This window comes from Streptomyces sp. NBC_01723, assembly GCF_036246005.1.
In the GTDB taxonomy this organism is placed as follows: Bacteria; Actinomycetota; Actinomycetes; order Streptomycetales; family Streptomycetaceae; genus Streptomyces.
The window spans coordinates 6,770,780-6,788,836 of sequence record NZ_CP109171.1 but is presented as its reverse complement, the minus strand read 5'-3'; the positions used below and the strand labels follow the sequence as shown (position 1 = coordinate 6,788,836).

19 protein-coding genes and 1 pseudogene are annotated in these 18,057 nt (G+C 71.3%); 16 read left to right on the top strand and 4 right to left on the bottom strand.

Going from position 1 to position 18,057, the window contains the following annotated elements; genetic code table 11:
- The first annotated feature begins 18 nt into the window (after positions 1-18).
- The 14 genes from OIE75_RS31890 to OIE75_RS41520 all read left to right on the top strand — a co-directional run bounded on the left by OIE75_RS31890 (position 19) and on the right by OIE75_RS41520 (position 12,920).
- Complete coding sequence (locus OIE75_RS31890) at positions 19-1,149, top strand: FAD-dependent oxidoreductase (protein ID WP_329473012.1); 1,131 nt, start codon at positions 19-21, stop codon at positions 1,147-1,149.
- Complete coding sequence (locus OIE75_RS31885; protein WP_329473010.1) at positions 1,146-2,180, top strand: amidohydrolase family protein; 1,035 nt, start codon at positions 1,146-1,148, stop codon at positions 2,178-2,180. Before OIE75_RS31890 ends, OIE75_RS31885 begins: the two co-directional genes overlap by 4 nt.
- 5 nt (positions 2,181-2,185) lie before the next feature.
- The gene (locus OIE75_RS31880; protein WP_329473009.1) at positions 2,186-3,118 is read left to right on the top strand and encodes a VOC family protein; all 933 of its coding nucleotides are present in this window, start codon (positions 2,186-2,188) and stop codon (positions 3,116-3,118) included.
- 134 nt (positions 3,119-3,252) lie between these two features.
- Positions 3,253-4,320: an MBL fold metallo-hydrolase gene (locus OIE75_RS31875; protein WP_329473008.1), complete on the top strand. Its 1,068-nt coding sequence runs from the start codon at positions 3,253-3,255 to the stop codon at positions 4,318-4,320.
- A gap of 23 nt (positions 4,321-4,343) precedes the next feature.
- On the top strand, positions 4,344-5,315 hold the full coding sequence (locus OIE75_RS31870; RefSeq protein ID WP_329473007.1) for a fumarylacetoacetate hydrolase family protein: 972 nt from the start codon (positions 4,344-4,346) through the stop codon (positions 5,313-5,315).
- A complete protein-coding gene (locus OIE75_RS31865) occupies positions 5,312-6,064 on the top strand; it encodes an SDR family NAD(P)-dependent oxidoreductase (RefSeq protein ID WP_329473006.1) in 753 nt (250 codons plus the stop codon). The genes OIE75_RS31870 and OIE75_RS31865 overlap by 4 nt, the downstream gene beginning before the upstream one ends.
- Entirely contained in the window at positions 6,061-6,858 is a 798-nt protein-coding gene (locus OIE75_RS31860; RefSeq protein WP_329473005.1) for an SDR family NAD(P)-dependent oxidoreductase, read from the top strand. The genes OIE75_RS31865 and OIE75_RS31860 overlap by 4 nt, the downstream gene beginning before the upstream one ends.
- Positions 6,855-7,610, top strand: a complete 756-nt coding sequence (locus tag OIE75_RS31855) for a CoA transferase subunit A (protein ID WP_329473004.1) — start codon at positions 6,855-6,857, stop codon at positions 7,608-7,610. The genes OIE75_RS31860 and OIE75_RS31855 overlap by 4 nt, the downstream gene beginning before the upstream one ends.
- Positions 7,607-8,257 carry a CoA transferase subunit B gene (locus OIE75_RS31850; RefSeq protein ID WP_329473003.1) on the top strand — a complete coding sequence of 217 codons (651 nt, stop codon included), beginning with the start codon at positions 7,607-7,609 and terminating at the stop codon, positions 8,255-8,257. The genes OIE75_RS31855 and OIE75_RS31850 overlap by 4 nt, the downstream gene beginning before the upstream one ends.
- 153 nt (positions 8,258-8,410) lie before the next feature.
- Positions 8,411-9,625, top strand: coding sequence for an FAD-dependent monooxygenase (locus OIE75_RS31845; RefSeq protein WP_329473002.1), 1,215 nt, complete (start codon positions 8,411-8,413; stop codon positions 9,623-9,625).
- A 23-nt stretch (positions 9,626-9,648) separates the two neighbouring features.
- Positions 9,649-10,689 carry a cupin domain-containing protein gene (locus OIE75_RS31840; RefSeq protein WP_329473001.1) on the top strand — a complete coding sequence of 347 codons (1,041 nt, stop codon included), beginning with the start codon at positions 9,649-9,651 and terminating at the stop codon, positions 10,687-10,689.
- A gap of 32 nt (positions 10,690-10,721) precedes the next feature.
- On the top strand, positions 10,722-11,588 hold the full coding sequence (locus OIE75_RS31835) for a fumarylacetoacetate hydrolase family protein (protein WP_329473000.1): 867 nt from the start codon (positions 10,722-10,724) through the stop codon (positions 11,586-11,588).
- A gap of 98 nt (positions 11,589-11,686) precedes the next feature.
- Positions 11,687-12,136 (top strand): MarR family winged helix-turn-helix transcriptional regulator, encoded by a 450-nt coding sequence (locus OIE75_RS31830; protein ID WP_329472999.1) that lies wholly within the window; start codon positions 11,687-11,689, stop codon positions 12,134-12,136.
- A 121-nt stretch (positions 12,137-12,257) separates the two neighbouring features.
- Positions 12,258-12,920 (top strand): MFS transporter, encoded by a 663-nt coding sequence (locus OIE75_RS41520; RefSeq protein WP_443078457.1) that lies wholly within the window; start codon positions 12,258-12,260, stop codon positions 12,918-12,920.
- 12 nt (positions 12,921-12,932) lie between these two features.
- Here the strand turns inward: OIE75_RS41520 and OIE75_RS31825 are convergent, their stop codons facing one another.
- The 4 genes from OIE75_RS31825 to OIE75_RS31810 all read right to left on the bottom strand — a co-directional run bounded on the left by OIE75_RS31825 (position 12,933) and on the right by OIE75_RS31810 (position 16,071).
- Entirely contained in the window at positions 12,933-14,021 is a 1,089-nt protein-coding gene (locus OIE75_RS31825) for a PP2C family protein-serine/threonine phosphatase (protein ID WP_307015941.1), read from the bottom strand.
- A 373-nt stretch (positions 14,022-14,394) separates the two neighbouring features.
- Positions 14,395-14,586, bottom strand: a complete 192-nt coding sequence (locus tag OIE75_RS31820) for a hypothetical protein (protein WP_329474087.1) — start codon at positions 14,584-14,586, stop codon at positions 14,395-14,397.
- Between the two features lie 154 nt (positions 14,587-14,740).
- Complete coding sequence (locus OIE75_RS31815) at positions 14,741-15,481, bottom strand: hypothetical protein (RefSeq protein ID WP_307015940.1); 741 nt, start codon at positions 15,479-15,481, stop codon at positions 14,741-14,743.
- 83 nt (positions 15,482-15,564) lie between these two features.
- Complete coding sequence (locus tag OIE75_RS31810; protein ID WP_307015939.1) at positions 15,565-16,071, bottom strand: MarR family winged helix-turn-helix transcriptional regulator; 507 nt, start codon at positions 16,069-16,071, stop codon at positions 15,565-15,567.
- Positions 16,072-16,194: 123 nt separating this feature from the next.
- Here OIE75_RS31810 and OIE75_RS31805 point away from each other — a divergent pair, with 123 nt between their 5' ends.
- Positions 16,195-16,740 carry a nitroreductase family deazaflavin-dependent oxidoreductase gene (locus OIE75_RS31805; RefSeq protein ID WP_307015938.1) on the top strand — a complete coding sequence of 182 codons (546 nt, stop codon included), beginning with the start codon at positions 16,195-16,197 and terminating at the stop codon, positions 16,738-16,740.
- 691 nt (positions 16,741-17,431) lie between these two features.
- Positions 17,432-18,044: pseudogene (locus tag OIE75_RS31800) on the top strand (PucR family transcriptional regulator); the annotation flags it as partial.
- Between the last annotated feature and the right edge of the window lie 13 nt (positions 18,045-18,057).

The following is an 18,057-nucleotide window of genomic DNA, read 5'->3' as shown; positions in this document are numbered from 1 at the left end:
CGGAACGAGGGAGTTCCCATGAGCGACACCCGTAAAGTCCTGGTGATCGGCGGGGGCGCGGCCGGCAATGCCGTTACGATCCTGCTGCGCCGCGCCGGCCTCACCGTGGACCTGGTCGAGGCCAAGGACGACTGGAACGCCACCGCCGGCTCCGGCATCACCCTCCAGGGCAACGCCCTGCGCGTCCTGCGCGAACTCGGCGTCTGGGAGCAGGTGGAGGCATCCGGCTTCGGCTTCGGCTCCGTCGGCATCACCGCCCCCGACGGCACCGTCCTGCACGCCCAGGACGACCTGCGCACCGGCGGCGACGACCTGCCCGCCACCGTCGGCATGCAGCGCCCCCGGCTCCAGCAGATCCTCATCGACGCCGTGCGCGCCGGCGGCGCCACCGTCCGCCTCGGCACCACCGCCGAGATCCTGGGCCAGGACGCCGACGGCGTCTCCGTACGCCTCAGCGACGGCACCGAGGCCCGCTACGACCTGGTCGTCGCCGCCGACGGCCTCGGCTCCCGCACGCGCGCCGCGATCGGCATCACTGCCAAGCCCGAACCGACCGGCATGGCCATCTGGCGCGTCGCGGCCCCGCGCCCGGCCGGCGTCACCCGTACCGACCTCGCCTACGGTGGCCCGGCTTACATCGCCGGCTACTGCCCGACCAGCGAGACCACGCTGTACGCGTACGTCGTCGAGGCCAACCGTGACCGCGCGTCGATCCCGCCGGAGTCGTACGCCGACGAGATGCGGCGCCTGGCCTCCTCCTACGGCGGCCACTGGCCGGTGATCACCGAGCACATCACCGACCCGGCGAAGGTCAACTACACCTGGTTCGACCGGATGCTGGTCGAGGGCTCCTGGCACCGCGGCCGGGTGGTGCTCGTCGGCGACGCCGCGCACTGCTGCCCGCCCACTCTCGCCCAGGGCGCCGCACTGTCACTTGAAGACGCCTGGGTGCTCTCACAGATGCTGACCGGGACCGACGAGTGGGACGACGCCCTGTTCCAGGCGTACTACGAGCGGCGGATCGCCCGCGTCCGCCCGGTCGTGGAGGCGTCCGTGCAGATCGGGCAGTGGCAGCTCGACGGGGTGCGCGACGCGGACGTGCCCGGCCTGATGGGCCGCACCATGACCATGCTCAGGGAGCTGCCATGACCGCCGAGGACACACCCACCGCCGTGACCGCGGCGAACACGCCCACCGTGGACGTGCACGCCCACGTCCTGCTGCCCGAGGTCGAGGCGCTCGTCGCCGGCCTGCCCGGCCAACGAGAGGCCAAGGAGCTGGACGCCCGCCGCAACGGCCCCGACGCCCTCGCCGTCAACGGTCCCATGGTGCGCGAGCGCATCCCGCGGCTGACCGACCCCGCCGTGCGCCTGACCGCGATGGACGCCCAGGGCGTGGACGTGCAACTGGTCAGCCCCTCGCCCTCGCACTACCACTACTGGGCGGACGGGGACACGGCCGAGAAGCTGTACCGGCTCGCCAACGAGGCCACGGCCGCGCACTGTTCCGCCGCCCCCGAGCGCCTGCGCGGCCTCGGCCTGGCCCCCCTCCAGCACCCGGAACAGGCGGTCCGGGCCCTGGACCACGCCCTGGAGCAGGGCCTGGCCGGGGTGGAGATCTCCAGTCACGCCCCGGGACGCGAGCTGTCCGACCCGGCCTACGAGCCCTTCTGGACCCGGGCCGGGGAAACCGGCGCGCTCGTCCTCCTGCACCCCTTCGGCTGCACCCTGGACGAGCGACTGGACCAGTGGTACCTGTCCAACACGGTCGGACAGCCCACCGAGAACGCTGTCGCGCTGTCCCACCTGATCTTCTCCGGCGTGCTCGACCGCCACCCGGAGCTGAGGCTGATCGCCGCGCACGGGGGCGGCTACCTGCCCACTCACATCGGCCGTTCCGACCACGCGTGGTCGGCCCGCTCCGACGCGGGCGCCGGGTGCGCGCACCTGCCCAGCAGCTATCTGAAGCGGCTGTACTTCGACTCGCTGGTCCACGACCCGCACGTACTGCGGGAGCTGATCCGGGTGGCCGGTGCGGACCGGGTGCTGCTCGGCTCCGACTTCCCCTTCGACATGGGCGCCGAGGACCCGGTCGGCGCCCTGCGCGCCGCACGCCTGTCCGACGCCGACTTCCACGCCGTCCGGGGCGGCAACGCCGCCGCCCTCCTCCGGAAGGACTGACCATCATGCGCCTGCTCAGCCACCTGCGGCACGTCGACCTCGCCGTGCCCGACTACGACAAGCAGCTCGACTTCTACGCCGGCGTCTGGGGCCTGACCAAGGTCGCCGAGGACTCCGGCATCTCCTTCCTGGCCGCCGAGGGCTCCCCCGAGCAGTACGTCGTGCGGCTGCGCAAGGCCGAGGAGAAGCGCCTCGACCTGGTCTCCTACGGCGCCGCGTCCGCCGCCGACGTCGACACCCTCGCCGAGCGACTGCTCGCGGGCGGCGTGCAGTTGATCTCCCGACCGGGCAAGGTCGACACCCCCGGCGGCGGATACGGCTTCCGCTTCTTCGACGTGGACGGCCGCACCATCGAGGTCTCCGCCGACGTCGAAGTCAGGCAGCACCGCAAGATCGAGGAGAAGGAGTCCATCCCGGTCAAGCTCTCCCACGTCGTCCTCAACTCCCCCGACCTGAACCGCACCCGCGAGTGGTACGAGCGCCACCTCGGCTTCGCCCTCTCCGACACGCTCAGCTCGCCGCACATGGGCGAGGTCATGCACTTCATGCGGATCAGCAGCCAGCACCACTCCATGGCCCTCGCGAAGGGCCCGCACACCGCGCTGCACCACATCTCCTTCGAGATGCGCGGCATCGACGAGTACATGCGCGGCTCCGGGCGCGTCATCCGCGCGGGCTTCAAGAAGATCTGGGGCCCGGGCCGGCACATGGCGGGCGACAACACCTTCACGTACTTCCTCGACCCGCACGGCAACACCGTCGAGTACACCACCGAGCTGGAGAACCTGGACGAGGACACCTGGCACCCCCACGTCTACGACTTCTCCCGGCCCGAGGTCACCGACCAGTGGGGCACCGCCAACCCCATGAACGAACTGGTCGCCAAGGAGTCCTTCAACGACCCCGACCGCGGCGTGTTCGTCGCCCCACCGGTCTGATCCGCTCCCCGTACACCGGGGACGCGGCAGCGGTGTCCACGCCCTGACTCGCGCCGCCGCGTCCCCGGCCCCGCTTCCCCCCCTTCCTCACCCCCACGGCTCCCGCATCAACGACGATCGAAGGAACCGCCCCGATGACCCCTCGCACCACCCCGCTGTCCCGTCGCGGCCTGCTGGCCGGCGGCGCGGCCGCCACCGCGCTCGCCGTCACCCCGCAGGCCGCCGCCGCGCCCCGCACCGAGCCGCGGGACGAGTCCCGCCCGGGAAAGGGCACGGTCGTGCACCTGCTGGGCACGGCGGGCGGCCCCCCGCCGTACGGCGAGCGCATGGGCATCGCCTCCGCCGTGACCGTCGGCACCGACACCTACCTGGTGGACTGCGGCCGGGGCGCGGTGACCCAGTACCTGCGGGCGGGGTTGTCGATGCCGTCGCTCAAGGGGATCTTCCTCACCCACCTGCACGCCGACCACATCGTCGACTACTTCGACTTCCCGCTGCTGTGCGCCGGCGTCATGCCGCCCCAGCCCGGACTCGGCGGCACGGTGCGCGTATGGGGGCCGGGGCCGAGCGACACGGTCACCGCGGGTCCCGTCACCCCCGGGCAGCCCGCACCCGGAATCATCGAGACCACCCGGCGCGCGAACGCCACCTTCGCCGCCTCCACCAACGCCTTCGTCGCCGAGGGTTTCGGCATCGACCCCGTGTCCATGCTCGACGTGACCGAGCTGTCGGCGCGGCCCGGCACGGTGGTGACCGTCCTGGACACCGCCACCGTGAAGGTGACGGCGACCAGGGTCCCGCACGGCAACATGTCCCCCGCGTACGCCTACCGGTTCGACACCGCGGACGGCTCCGTCGTCTTCTCCGGCGACACCAGCCGCAGTGACGACCTCATCGCCCTGGCCCGCGGCTGCGACCTGCTGGTCCACGAGGCCGTCGACGCCGCGTGGTTCGAGGCGACCGGCCTGCCCGCCACCGTCGTCGAGCACATGCGCGAGGTGCACACCGATGTCGCCGAGGTGGGCGGGATCGCCGCCGCCGCGGGGGCGCGCCGCGTAGTCCTCAGCCACCTGGCGCCGGCCGACCCGACCCAGTACCCCGACCGCGAGTGGGCCGCGGCGGCCCGCGTCTCCGCCCACGCGGCCGGCTACCGGGGCCGCGTCACCGTGGGCCACGACCTCATGCGCATCCCACTCACCTGATCACACTCCGCTGGAGCCGCACCATGCGTTTCGCCGCATACGAACACCGACACCGCCGCCGGGTGGCGGTAGTGGAAGAGGACGGCACCCTCTTCCCCCTGCCCGGCGTCACCTCGCTCACCGCACTGATCCAGCAGACCGACGGGCTCCCCGGGCTGCTCGCCGCCGGCGCCGCGGCCCTGGACGTCCCCCCGGGCCCGCATGTCTCACAGGTCCGTTTGCTGCCTCCGCTGCAGCCCGCGTCTGTGCGGGACTTCGTGACCTTCGAGGAGCACGTGGAGGGGGTACGCCGGTCCGTGGAGGGCACCGGCGGCGTCCCCGAGCAGTGGTACGCGGCCCCGACCTTCTACTTCACCAATCCGCACGCGATCTACGGTCCCGGGGACGTCGTCCCCGTGCCCCCCGGTTCGGCCGTGCTCGACTTCGAACTCGAAGTGGGCGCCGTGGTCGGCCGGGAGGGCCGCGACCTCACCCCCGAACAGGCCCGCGACCACATCGTCGGCTACACCGTTTTCAACGACTGGTCCGCGCGCGACCTCCAGGGCGCGGAGATGAGGGTTGGCCTCGGCCCGTGCAAGGGCAAGGACACCGCCACCACCCTCGGCCCGTACCTGGTCACCGCGGACGAGCTGGAGCCGTACCGGGACTCCGAAGGCTTCCTGCGCCTGGCCCTGACCGCCGAGGTCAACGGCGAGAAGGTCGGCGAGGACCTGCTGTCCAACATGAGCTGGACGTTCGAGGAGATGACCGCCTACGCCTCCCGCGGCACCCGCGTCGTCCCCGGCGACGTCCTCGGCTCCGGAACCTGCGGCAACGGCGGCTGCCTCGCCGAACTCTGGGGCCGGCGCGGCGAACAGACCCCGCCGCCCCTGAAGCCCGGCGACACCGTCACCCTCACCGTCGAGGGCCTCGGCGCCCTCACCAACACCGTCGTCCCCGGCGTCGAGCCCGTCCCCCTCCCCACAGGCCGGCGCCGCTCCCGGGAGCGGCCGTGAGCGACCTGCATCCCAAGAGGCTGCTCGGCAAGGTCGTCGTCGTCACCGGCGCGGCCCGGGGCCAGGGCGCCGCCGAGGCCGAGGCCCTCACCCGGGAGGGCGCCCGCGTCATCACCACCGACCTGACCGAGGCGCCCGGCTGCCGCCGGCTCGACGTCACCGACCAGAAGGACTGGGCCGAACTCGCCGCCGAGCTGCGGGAGTCGTACGGGCAGGTGCACGGGCTGGTCAACAACGCCGGCATCACCTGGCGGGACCGCCTCGGCGACGTACGCCCCGAGGACATGGCCCGCGTCCACGCGGTCAACGTCACCGGTCCGCTCCTCGGCATCCAGCACCTGGCTCCCCTCATGCCGCCGGGCTCCTCGGTCGTCAACGTCGGCTCATCGGCGGCCCTGACCGCGCACTACCCGGTCGCCTACACGACCAGCAAGTGGGCGCTGCGCGGCCTGTCGAAGACGGCTGCCCTGGAGCTGGGCCCGCGCGGCATCCGCGTCAACACGATCCACCCCGGCTACATCGAGACGGAGATGACTGCCTCCGCCGCGCCCGCCTTCCGCGAGGCCAACATCAAGGAGACGCCGCTCGGTCGCACCGGTTCCGTCGGCGAGGTGGCGCCGCTGGTCGTGTTCCTGCTGTCCGACGACGCGTCGTTCATCAGTGGCGCGGAGATCCCGGTGGATGGCGGCATGACCGCGCACGGCGGCGTCAAGTCCGTCTCCGACGCCCTGCGGGAGGGGGCGTCGTGAGGCGGCTGGAAGGCAAGGTGGCGCTGATCTCGGGGACCGCGCGCGGCCAGGGCCGGGCCGCCGCGCTGCGGTTCGCCGCCGAGGGTGCGCTCGTGGTCGGCGGCGACCTGCTGCACGAGGAGGCCGTGGAGACCCAGTGCCTCATCGCCCGCGAGGGCGGCACCGCCCTCACCCCCGGCCCGCTCGACGTCACCGACGAGGAGGCCGTCCGTGCCTGGGTGGAAGAGGCGGTGGACGCGTTCGGCGGCATCGACATCGTGTACGCGGGCGCGGGCGCCGTCCGCTTCGGCGCGATCGACAGCCAGCCGTACGAGGGCTTCGCGTTCACGATGCGGGCCGAGCTGGACTCGGTGTGGCTGACCGTGCGGGCGGCGTGGCCGCACCTTCTGCGCAGCCGCGGCTGCGTCCTGACCGTCGGCTCGACCGCGGGACTGACCGGTTCCCTCACCAACCACCGGACGGCCCATTCGGCGTCGAAGGGCGCCGTCATCGCGCTCACCCGGCAACTGGCCGCCGAAGGAGCGCCGCACGGCGTCCGGGTGAACTGCGTGAGCCCTGGGATGATCGACACCGAGGGCCCGCGCGACAACCTGCTCGCCGACGACCACCCGATGAACGCCATCTCCGGTCACATCCCGCTCGGGCGGCTGGGCCACCCCGACGACGTCGTCAACGCGGCCGTCTTCCTGGCCTCCGACGAGGCCGCATACATCACCGGCGCCAACCTCGTCGTGGACGGCGGCTGGTCCACCGTCCTGCCCGGCGCCCCGATCCGAAAGGCAATCCGTACGTGAACAAGGTCCGCGCCGGCGCCGCCGAAGCGGTCGCCGACATCCCCGACGGCGCCTCGCTCGCCGTCGGCGGCTTCGGCCTCAGCGGCGTCCCCGAAGTCCTGATCCGCGCCCTGTACGAACGGGGCACGAACGGCCTGAAGGTCGTCTCGAACAACTGCGGCGTCGACGGCCGGGGGCTCGGCATCCTGCTCTCCGCAGGCCGTATCGCCCGAGTGACCGGCTCCTACGTCGGTGAGAACAAGGAGTTCGCCCGCCAGTACCTCGGCGGAGAACTGGAAGTGGAACTGACCCCGCAGGGCACGCTCGCCGAGCGGCTGCGGGCCGGTGGCGCGGGCATCCCCGCCTTCTACACCCCGGCCGGCGTCGGCACTCAGGTCGCGAACGGCGGGCTGCCGTGGCGCTACGCGCCCGACGGCACCGTGGCCGTCGCCTCCCCGCGCAAGGAGACTCGCGACTTCGCCGGCCGCCCGTACGTCCTGGAGCACGGCATCACCACCGACTTCGCCCTGGTACGGGCCTGGCGCGGCGACCACCACGGCAATCTCGTCTTCCGCCGGGCCGCCGCCAACTTCAACCCCCTCGCCGCCATGGCCGGCCGCGTCACCGTCGCCGAGGTCGAGGAACTCGTCGAACCGGGCGCGCTCCGACCCGATGAGATCCACGTGCCCGGGATCTACGTTCAGCGGGTCGTGGCGCTCACCGCGGGCCAGGCCGCCGACAAGCCCATAGAGAAGAGGACCGTACGCCCGTGAGCTGGACCCGCGACCAGATGGCCGCCCGCGCCGCCGCCGAACTCACCGACGGCTCCTACGTCAACCTGGGCATCGGCCTGCCCACCCTGATCCCCGGGCACCTCCCGCCCGGCGTCCACGTCGTCCTGCACTCCGAGAACGGCATCCTCGGCACCGGCCCCTACCCCACCGAGTCTCAGGTCGACCCCGACCTGATCAACGCGGGCAAGGAGACCGTCACCGTGCTGCCGGGCGCCTCGTTCTTCGACTCCGCGCTCTCCTTCGGCATGATCCGCGGCGGACACATAGACACCGCCGTCCTCGGCGCCATGCAGGTCTCCGCCCGCGGCGACCTCGCCAACTGGATGATCCCCGGCAAGATGGTCAAGGGCATGGGCGGTGCCATGGACCTCGTCCACGGCGCCCGCCGCGTCGTCGTCCTGATGGAACACACCGCCAAGGACGGCACCCCCAAGATCGTCGACGAGTGCACCCTCCCCCTCACCGGCGAGCGGTGCGTCCACCGGATCATCACCGACCTCGGCGTCCTGGACGTCACCCCCGGCGGTCTCGCCCTGGTCGAAACCGCCCCCGGCGTCACCGTCGAGGACATCACCGCCCGCACCGGCACCGCCCTGGAGGCGGACAGCGTCTCCGGCGCGTGCTGACCGGCGGTCGGAAGAGTCTCACCGCCGAACCATTGACACGAGAGGAGCACCCTCACATTATGATCTGTACACCAATCATTGATGTACAGATCATTGGACTGGTCTGACCGCCTCCGCTCCCGGTGCCCTCCCAAGCTGACCTTTGGAGGCCAGATGCCCGTCACCACCTCTCCACTCCACATCGCCGTAGTCGGAGGCGGCATCGGCGGACTGGCCGCCGCGCTGGCAACCGCCCGCGCCGGCCACCGCGTGACACTCGTGGAACGCGCCGCCCGCTTCGGCGAGATCGGAGCCGGCCTGCAGCTCGCCCCCAACGCTTCCCTCGCCCTGGACGAACTCGGTGTACTGCCGGCCGTGCGGACGTCTGCGGTAGCCCCGCCCCGGCTGGTCATGATGGACGCCCTGACCGGGGACGAGGTCACCTCCCTCGACCTGCGCGGCTCGGCCTACACCGACCGCTTCGCACACCCGTACCTGGTCACCCACCGCACCGACCTGCACGCCGCACTGCTGACCGCCTGTCAGGAACACCCCGCCGTCACGCTGCGCACAGGACACACCGTCACCGAGGCCGAACAGGACGGATCCGGGGTACACCTGCACTTCGCGGAGGGCCACGTCCGACTGACTGCCGACGCGGTCGTCGCCGCGGACGGACTGCACTCCCGGCTGCGCCAGGTTCTGGTCGGTGACGGGGAACCGGTCTGCTCACGCTACGTCGCCTTCCGCGGCGCCCTGTCCACCGAGAAGATGACCGGCCGGATGTCCCAGCACGCCGCCTCGGAAGCGGTCATGGTGTGGGCCGGGCCGCGCATGCACCTGGTGCAGTACCCCGTACGTCGCGGCGAGCTGTACAACCAGGTCGCCGTCTTCGAGAGCGACCACTACACGCCGGATTCCGACGACTGGGGCACCGAGGCCGAGCTGGAGGAGCGCTTCGCCGGCGCCTGCGAGGCCGTGCGCGACGCGCTGCCGCTCGTCTCCCGCGACCGTCGCTGGCCGCTGTACGACCGCGCCCCGATCAGCACCTGGGTGCACGGCCGGATCGCCCTCCTCGGAGACGCCGCCCACCCCATGCTCCAGTACCTCGCTCAGGGCGCCTGCCAGGCACTGGAGGACGCCGTGGCGCTCGGCCAGGCTCTCGGCCAGAGCGCGGACCCCGCCGAAGCCTTCGCCGCGTACGCGGACCGGCGTCGGAAACGGGCGACTCTCATCCAGACCAACGCCCGCCGCTTCGGCGAGATCTGCCACCTCGAAGGCATGGGAGCCACCCTGCGCAACATGCTCCTCTCGTCACGCGGCCCCGAGGCGTTCGACGACATCTCCTGGGTGTGGACCCCCACCCCCGCACCTGCTCCCGCCCTGTGATCCGGCTCGCGTAGGAGGACACCATGACAACCGACGAACTCGCCTACAAGGCCCTGGAGGGCCTGGGAGCCGCCCCGCTGTGGCGCTTCTACGGCAACCTGTTCCCCGCCCAGCCCAAGAGCCGCGCCGTCCCCTACCGCTGGGACTGGCGCGAACTCCGCCCGCATCTCCTGCACTTCTCCAAGTCTCTGTCCCTGGAGGAGGCCGAACGACGGGTCCTCATGCTCGTCAACCCGGGCCTCACCGACCCCCCGGCCACGGTCAACACCCTCTACGCGGGCCTCCAGATCATCCTGCCCGGCGAGACCGCGCAGGCACACCGGCACACCTCCAACGCCTTCCGCTTCATCCTCGAAGGCGACGGTGCCTGGACCACGGTCAACGGCGAGCGGGTCTTCATGGCCCCCGGCGACCTCCTGCTCACCCCCGGCTGGCACTGGCACGACCACACCCATGAGGGCGACGCGCCGATGATCTGGCTCGACGCACTCGACTACCCCCTGGTCAACGCCCTGGAAGCCGGCTTCTACGAGCAGTACCCGCAGCGGCTCCAGCCCGTGACCAAGCCCGACGACGCCGGCAGCCGCCAGTTCCTGCACGGCCGGCTCACCCCCGCCTGGCTCACCCAGGACGGCCCCAACTCCCCCGTCACCCGGTACACCTGGCAGGAGACGGAGCGCGCCCTGGACGCCATCGCCGACACGGCCGACGGCAGCGACGTCGACGGCGTCGTCCTGGAGTACAGCAATCCCTGGACCGGCGGCCCGGTCATGCCCACCATCGGCTGCCGCGTCCAGCGGCTCCGCCCCGGCTTCGAGGGAGCCGGCCGCCGCCATACGGCCTCGACCATCTTCAACGTCGTACGCGGCGAAGGCGCCACGATCGTCGCCGGCGAACGGCTGGAGTGGTCCGAGCACGACACCTTCGCCGTCCCCGGCTGGGCCTCCTACCGGCACGTCAACACCTCGGCCTCCGCGGACGCCGTCCTCTTCTCCTACAGCGACGAGCCGGTCATGCGCTCCCTCAGCCTCTACCGCACCGAAGACGCCGACCCCGGCGCCTGACCCTCCCACCCGACAACCACAAGGAGGCCAGCATGCGTCTGGCACTGTTCAACCAGGGACGCCTCGGACTCGTCGTCGGTGACGATCTCGTCGACGTGACCGACCAGGTCGCCGGCGCCGACACCGCCGGCCCCGTCGGTGCGCTCCAGCGGTACGTCGAGGCGGTCGCCGACGGGGAGACGGCCCGTTTCGAACCAGCCGGCCGGCCCCGCATCCCCCTGGCCGAAGCGGTCCTGGAGGCTCCGCTCCCCCGCCCCGGGAAGATCATTGGCGCGCCGGTCAACTACCTCGACCACAAGGCCGAGATGGAGTACACCACCTCGGTCGCCGACCTCGGCGTCTTCCTCAAGGCGAACTCCTCCGTCATCGGCCCGGGCCAGGACATCCTGCTCCCCTACTCCGACAAGCGCACCGACCAGGAAGGCGAACTGGGCGTCGTCATCGGCCGCACCGCCTCGCACGTGAGCGCGGACGAAGCCCTGGACCACGTCTTCGGCTACACCTGCGTCCTGGACATCACCGTCCGTTCCGGCGAGGACCGCTCCACCCGCAAGTCCTTCGACACGTTCACCCCGCTCGGCCCCTGGATCGTGACCGCCGACGAGATCCCGGACCCGGACACCCTCGACCTGCGCTGCGACGTCGGCGGCACCACCCGGCAGCGCACCAACACGGCGGACCTCATCTTCGGCGTCCGCGAACTGATCGCCTACACCTCCTCCGTCATGACCCTGCACCCGGGCGACGTGATCGCGACCGGCACCCCGGCCGGAGTGGGACCGCTCAGCCACGGGGACCGCGTGGTCCTGGACATCGAGAAGGTCGGTCGCCTGGAGGTCGGTGTCGACGGCTCCCGTGCCCTTCCTTACGACCAGCGCCCCGGCCGCCGCAGCCGCTGACCACGCGGTCGCCGCCGGGGTGGTGCCGGCACTCGTAGACTCCCCACACCGGCCGTCCCCCGGCCGGCACCACCCCGGCGACAGACGGACGGAACACCGTGGCGCACGCACTGGAACTGCACAACTACGTCGGGCACCTGATCCGGCGCGCGGAACAGGTGCACACCGCCCTGTGGTACCGGCACGTGTCCAGGGAGATCACCTCCCAGCAGTTCGCCGTCCTCAACACCCTCAGCCGCGACCCCGGCATCGACCAGCGCACCCTCGCGCGCTTCACCTCACTGGACCGCTCGACGGTCAACCACATCGTCCGCCGACTGACCGACCAGCACTACGTCAGTCAGGTACGGGACGAGGAGGACCGCCGACGGACCCTGCTGAGCCTCACAGACGAGGGATCCGAACTGCTCGACTCCCTGATCGGCCCCGCCGAGGACATCAACGCACAACTACTCGACGCACTGCCCGGCGACGAGCGGGAACTGGCCGTCGAGATCCTCCGCAAAATCGCGTCGACGGACAACGAGTCATTCAGCGACGGCCCGTAAGCCCGGTACGCAACGGGCCACCCCGGAGCGAGGAAGGACTCACGCCTTGACTCACCACGCCCTGCGCATCGCACCTTCCTCGACGCCCGCGCAGGAGTCCGGGTCTTCGTCCGGTCTGCCCGTGTCCACCGTGTGCCGCCGGCGCGGTCTGGTCGTCAGCCTCAACTCCACGGGGTACGCCGTGGGCGCGACGATCGGCGGCATCTCCTCGGTCGCTCTCATCGACCGCTACGGGTGGCGCCCTGTGTTCCTGGCCGGCGGACTCGCCACCCTGGCCGTCATTCCCCTCGTCTTCCGTCTCCTGCCGGAATCACTCGACTTCCTCCTCAGCAGGAGACCCGCCAACGCCCTGAGCCGTGTCGACGAGCTGGCCCGCCGCATGGGCAGCCAGACCTGCCCGCGCTCCCGGACAGGACATCGACGAAGCACACCTCCTCGGGCGGGTTCCGCCGCCTCCTGGCACCGGACCTGCGCCGCCGCACCCTGGTGCTGTGGGGTGCCTTCTTCCTCGTCATGGCCGCCTCTACTTCGTCACAACGCCCACGGGGACGGCAGCAACGACCAGGAAGAACGCTGGGGCCGGGATACGGGTGCGCTCGCTCAACCGGTTGGACCCCAACGCCGCCGGCCCCCCCAGCGCCACGAACAGAATGGCCAGGCCGAAGGAGCAAACAGGGCGGCACGGCTTCGGCGGACGGAGCGGAGGGTCGACGGCTTCGAAACAGGGGTGCGCCGACATCGGTCAGCCGGGGGTACGGCGCCTTCGCCGTCCGGGCCAGACTGACGCCACGTCTCCCTACCGGGGCTTCCTCGGCTCGCCGCCGACCGGCCCTCCCTGGTGGCGTACCAGCAGCATCGCGGCGTCGTCGTGCGGCGGCCCGACGGCGTGCTCCGACAGATCTTCCCGCAGCGCTTCCAAGGCGTGGTGGACGTCGGGCTCATTGAGCAGACAGGCCCGTTGGGCAAGGGGGTAGAAGGCGTCGTTCTTGTCACGCGCCTCGGTGACACCGTCGGTGTAGAGCAGCAGTTGGTCGCCCGGCACGAACCCGACACGGTACGGCTGAGGTCCTTCAGTGCCAGGTATCCCCAGTCCCAAGGGCGGGGCGTAGGACGAGGGCTCCGGGAAATCGACCGTGCCGTCGGCACGGACGACCATGGGCGCGGGGTGTCCGAAGTTGAGGAAGACCGCCTCGTCCCCGGTGCGGATTTCCGCCAGGACGACGGTGACGAACTTCTCGCCCTCCAGTTCCCGGGACAGGCTGCGCTCCAGACGCTCCCCCAGCTGCACCAGGTCCGGCTCGTCGTGGGCGGCCTCACGGAACGCGCCGAGCACCACCGCTGCCGTCTCGACCGCGGCGAGACCCTTGCCCTGCACGTCGCCGACGATCACACGGACGCCGTACGGTGAGGCGACCACCTCATAAAGGTCTCCACCGATGCGGGCCTCGGCGATGGCCGAGGTGTAGGAAACAGCCATCTGCAAGGGGCCCACGGTCAGGGGCACGGGGCGGAGCAGCACACGCTGAGCGGACTCGGCGATCGATCGCACACTGGCCAGCTCCGCTTCCCTGCGTTCTCTGATCACTGCGGCGGCCAAGCCGACGCCGGTGACTCCAGCCACCGACAAGCAGGCGGTAAGACCCCGACGCCCGTCGAACAGGCCGTCGTACAGACCGAGGGCGACCGTCAGAGCGAGGGCCACCACACCGATCAGGGCAGTACGGCGCCAGCCGCCGATCAGACTGGCGAAGGCGGGACCCAGCGAAACCAGCGGCAGGAAGCCGACATCAGGACCCGCGACGATGTCTGTGACTGCTACGACGGTCATCGCCGCCCACGGCGTCCAGGCCAGCACCACCGAACCGGATGGCTTGTCCACGGTCACGGTGCTCTCCTGCGGTCTCTGGGCATCGAGTAGCCCGGTAGCTCTTTTCACACGACCCCCTCCCCGCCTTTAGACTATGCAAAAGTCTTTGCGATTGAACGATGTCCACCGGGGCGGTTCTTCCCGGACGGCGGGCTCGCCGAAGACGACCCTGCGTTCAGCCAGCCCCCGCGCCGCTCCTGCACCCGTCTCCTCGTGCCGGAGAGCGGACTCCGAGTCGGATGAGACCGGTTCCTCGCGCGGGGCGCGCGAATCCTCCGCAGATCGGCTTCGAACGCAGACGATCTCGACGAGGCCGTGCTCCAGCCGACCACCCCTTGGACGGCGTGGGCCGGCCAGGCGGTGAAAGAGCCGAGGACCATGGACAGCCGCATCAGCATCCAGTAGGGAGCACTGGTCTTCGGCAGACCGGGCGAGAAGATGCCCCCTGATAGACCCGCGTGCCGAGGAAGAGGCCGGCCTGAGAGGCGACGATGGACAGGGTGTCGGCCGTCACGGCTGCCCAGACGCCCTTGAGCCGGCCGATGTTGCGCATGGGGACGATGGTGAAGTACTGCAAGAGGATGCCCAGGACCCAGGCGAAGTCCAGGGCGAAGTCGGCGTAGAGGGCCTTGCCGGCGAGCGTGAGCGAGGCCGCTCATGGCCCGGAGGTCTGACGTCGGAGCGGGTCCCTCAGGGCGGTCCTCTCGGGGAAGCCGTCGCCCGGCGCCGCTGCCCGTTCAGTGACGACGCGCACGAGTCGGGCTCCGGCCACCAGGTCCATCGCATGCGGAGGCGGCCGGACGGTCAGGCAGGCGGAAGGAGCGCGCCACCGCGGTGACGCAGGCGATGGCCAGCGCGACGCCCCAGCCGACCAGACCCCTCAGCGCGTCCGTGATACTCCTCGCGCCCTCGGCACCGCGCGGAGGGACCAGCCCCTTCGGGTCGTACACGAGTGCCAGCGCGTCTCCTGGACGGGTGGCCTGTGTGCACCCCCGCCAGATCCGGGCCGAGGAGGGCGCTCCGCCCTGGCTTTCCACCGAGCAGAAGTAGCGGTTCCTGGCCCCGGACGCCTCCTCACTCGCCTGGACGGATGTCACGAGCACGGACTGCTCCTGGCCTCGCGCCGTGAGGACCACGCCCACGGCCGCCTGGGGTGTGTGCAGCGCGAGGCCCACGGCCAGGACCGCGACGATCCCCACCATGGCCCGGCCGGCGCGCACCAGGAGCAGGTAGAGAACCAGACCCAGCGCGCACACCACGCCCACGTCTCCCGCCGCGAACGCGGACTCGCCGGTCCAGGCGCCGAAGACCCCCGCACCCACGATCAGCCCCGTGCCAAGGAGCCCGGCGAGGAGCCCCTCGCCGATCAACCACCAAGGCGGCAGGCCCGTGAGGTCCGCCGGCCCCCAGACCATGGCGCGCACGCGAGCCGCCGCGTGAGACTCGTCGACGGACGGGCCCCGGCGCCGTTTGCTCATACGTGGGATCCCCTCACACCCGCAAGGGGCATGGGATTCGCTCCTTCGATTCATTGCACTGTGCAAGACAGAGTACGGTGTCGTCATTCCCAGCCGAGAGGGGACGGCTCGTCGTCGGCGTCCGGGGCGGGGGGCTCCCCGCCCGCCTCGTTGAAGGCGGCCAGGGCGTCGATCAGCACCCGCCGCTTCTCCGGCTTCAGCCGTTCGACGATGACGGCGATCTCCGTGCGCCGCCGGGCGGTGACGTCCTCGACCGTGCGACGCCCCTCCGCCGTGAGCCGCAGCAGGGTCTCCCGCCGGTTGTCGGGATTGACCTGGCGGTCCGCCAGCCCGGCGGCGATGAGCCGGTCCACCATGCGCATGGCCGTCGAGGGGGCGACGTGGAGGAGGTCGGCGAGAGCGACGAGTTTGGTGGCGCCCCGGGTGGAGAGGACGACCAGCATCCGGAACTGCGGCAGCGTGACCCGGTCCTCGACGGCGGACAAGGAACGGGCGGAGACCGCCACCAGCAGCCGGGAGGCGGTCAGCACCTCCCGCGTGACGGCGTCGACGTCCTCCATCGTCCCCTCGCGGGACTCGCGCTTCACCATGGGTCTTTTCTACCGGGATCCTTCATTTAGACTGTGCAAAATTTTGCCTGCCGAAGTGAAAATCCTCGGGTCTTCGGCCCCGTCGAGGCGGGGCGTGGACACCGCCACCCTCTGGAGGCGAGCATGACACCTGACGAAGCGGACCCCGCCAGACCACGCGTTCCGGTCGGCTGGCGCCGGCTGGCCGCTCGCGCGCCCATCCTCCTGTTCCGGGCCGGCCTGGGGCCGCTGCTCGGCAGACGGTTGCTGCTGTTGCACCATGTGGGCCGGCTCAGTGGAAGCGACCGCCGGGTGGTTCTCGAAGTCGTGGCGTACGAAGCGCCATATCGCTGCTGGACGGTCGCCTCCGGCTTCGGTCCGCGCTCCGACTGGTACCGCAACCTGCGTGCCCGGCCGAAGACGGTCGTGCAGTTCGGCAACCGCCACCACGCCGTCACCGCCCGTTTCCTCACTCCGGCCGAAGGCGCCGACATCATGACGCGCTACGGCCGGCGCCACCCCCGCACCGCCCGTCACCTGTGCGCCTACCTGGGACTGCCCGCCGACGGCACCGAGTCGGCCCTGCGCGAGGCCGGGCGCACGATCCCCTTCGTCCGCCTCGAGACAGGGACCTGTCCATCGGACGCGCCGCGCCGCGCCGACCATGGCACACCCACACCCCGGAAGTGAGCGACAGTGCCGAACCCCACCCCTGACTCGCTGTGGACACGCTTCCTCACGGACAGCGAGGAAGCCATCGCCCGGTCAGCGCCGAGAGAGCCGTCAGCCCGGGAACGGACAGGGCATCCGGAGACGAAGAGCCACGTGGGCGACGTCTGGAACTGCGACGACGCACTGGCAGAACCCCCATGGCGCCACCTTGACACCCGCGGGCGAATACATCGCCTCGGGCGCCTCCTGGCAGGCGCGGCCGCGCTGGCCGTTCTCATAGGACTCTTCTCCTGCCTTCCCGAAGAGCCCCCGGGCCTGCCCACAGGACCCGAGAGCACCTCGCCGCCCCAGACGTCCAGTGCCGTTGTCGAGTCACCGACTCCGGCTCCCCCCTCCTCGCCGTCGGCGGAGGCGGCGTAGAGCGGCTCCAGGATTCGCACGCACTGCCGGTCCAGCCCATCAAGCCCTGGACCGACACCTCACCGCTGTTCGCCGAGCTCCGGCGGGACATGGCGCGGACGGGAAGTGCACCGCGAGCACACGACTGCTCAGGGGGCGGTGGGAGGCAGGGAGATGACCGTCGAGTGACTGGTCGGCTTTGAACAGATCCTGACGGAGGCCGCCTCCACCGGGCGTCGGCCGACCCGGGACGAACTCGACTCCGGACGCGCGCTCGGCGAAACGGGCAGCGGAGGCCGGGCACGGGCTGGAGGGATCCGGTGTCCCGCGTCACGTGGAACAGACGCTGATGACACGGTTCGGGAACCGCAACGTCTGGCTCACCACCAAGGACGGCCGGCTCCTGTGCATCGCCCCGGGCAACGAGGACGAGGTGCTGCCCTACTTCGCCAGGCGGGCGCACGCCGCCACCGATGGCGGCCAAGTCGCCATCGGCCGCTCCCACCCCGGCCCCGGCGGCGTCGCCCAGTCCTACGAGGAGGCACTCAACGCCCTGGAACTGGCCGGCAGGCTCGGGCTCGACGACCCGGTACTGCGCGCCGCCGACCTCCTCGTCCACCCCGTCCCGACCCGTGACCGCCAGGCCATGGCCGACCTCGTCCACGACACACTCGGCCCGCTCACCACCGCCCGCGGCGGTGCCGGGCCCCTCCTGGAAACCCTCACCGCGTCCTTCGGCTCAGGCTGCGTCGCCGCGGAGGCGGCGCGCCGTCTGTCGCTGAGCGTACGGGCCCTCACATACCGGCTGGAGCGCATCCACCACCTCACGGGTCCCGCCCCCCACCGATCCGGCCCACCGCTACATGTCGCAGACCGCCACCATCGGCGCCCGCCTCCTGGACTGGCCCGCGCCAGAAGGCTGAACCCTTTACGGCA